Origin of the sequence: Kocuria tytonicola, assembly GCF_003687455.1 — a bacterium.
GTDB lineage: Bacteria > Actinomycetota > Actinomycetes > Actinomycetales > Micrococcaceae > Kocuria > Kocuria tytonicola.
Map to the genome: position 1 here is coordinate 1 of NZ_PHOA01000195.1, position 1252 is coordinate 1252.

1 protein-coding gene is annotated in these 1252 nt (G+C 59.9%); it reads right to left on the bottom strand.

Annotated features, from left to right (window positions below; genetic code table 11):
* Window positions 1–29: 29 nt before the first annotated feature.
* A complete protein-coding gene (locus CWC38_RS11795; RefSeq protein WP_121846891.1) occupies window positions 30–695 on the bottom strand; it encodes a hypothetical protein in 666 nt (221 codons plus the stop codon).
* Window positions 696–1252 lie beyond the last annotated feature (557 nt).

Sequence of the window (1252 nt, forward strand, 5' to 3'; positions counted from 1 at the left end):
ACGCGTCCGTTGGTGATGGTGGGGTGGGGTTAGAGCTTCTTGGATGCTTTGCCCACGCAGTAGCCGACGGTGCCTCCGCCGACTCCGGCAGCGGTGTAGCAGGCGGCGATTCCTACCCATCCAGTGGAGCTACACGCGGCAGTGGCTGCAGCGACAATCCAGGCTGGGATACCTGCCGCGGACAAGCAGTTGTTCAATTCTCCGATGGCGTCGCCGATGCTACGGGTCGAGACGTTGCTGGCCGTCACGTCCTTGTCGGTGACTTTCGCTCCGTCACTGTAGATCAGAGCGTGCCCGCTGGTAGCGGAGTGCTCGGTGAAGTGGCCTTCGCTAAAGGTCTGCAGCTCACCGGCAGAGTTGTAAACCGCGGTGAGGTTTGACCACTGGCTGCCCTCGTTGGCCAGCGGAACAGTCACGATAGTGTTGGCGCCCAACACCCCTACGGAAGCCTTGTCCCACTGCAGGTTTTTCGTATCAGTGTGCACAGTGACGGCGTCCTTGGCCGTCACCTGGGACTTGAGCGTGTTCAGATGACCAGTAGCCTGGGCTCCGCTCAACTGGCGGTAGGAGGAATCCGAGGCTTGGGTGTGGGAGGTTTCCGCTGCCGTTGCTGGGGCCACCGTGGCGGCTGTGCCGGTAACAGTAAGAGCGACCAGCAGGGTTGAAGACAGCGCTTTTTTCCAAGTGCTCATCATGGTCGGATCTCCTCAGAAGTGCGGTGAGACTTGCTCGTAGCCAGCGATGCTCCGCCGTACACCACAGCGGCGACTACGGCCGAAGCCAGCAGCACGAAAAGCACCAGTCGGGCGATTTCTCCTGGCCCTTGGGGCGACACCCCGTTCATGCCTGCTGTCACACCAGCCACTACAGCTGTCACGAGAAAAGCTATCCCTGCTGATGTTTTGGCGACTTTTCGTGAGGGCTTCATCGTATTGTCCACCTCGTATCGCGGTTATGTACCTAAAACTTCTAGCTCCTCCACCGTATACAGCACCCGGGCTCACCCACTATGACCAAATGGCCAAAGTTGAGAGCGTCTGCCAGATCGGCATGTCCACATGTCCCTGCGCGTCTTGGGTGGTTGCAAAGGGTGGAACGACCCGGGGTATCAGGAGGCCCTACGGTGGGGTGTCAGAATGGGTGTCATGACCACTCACGGTGACGCCCCCAGCAACGAAGCCCCTAGCCAGGAAGGGTTATCAGGGGGTTCCAGTGCGGTGTTCACGATGAAGGAAGCCGCCGATGTGGCAGG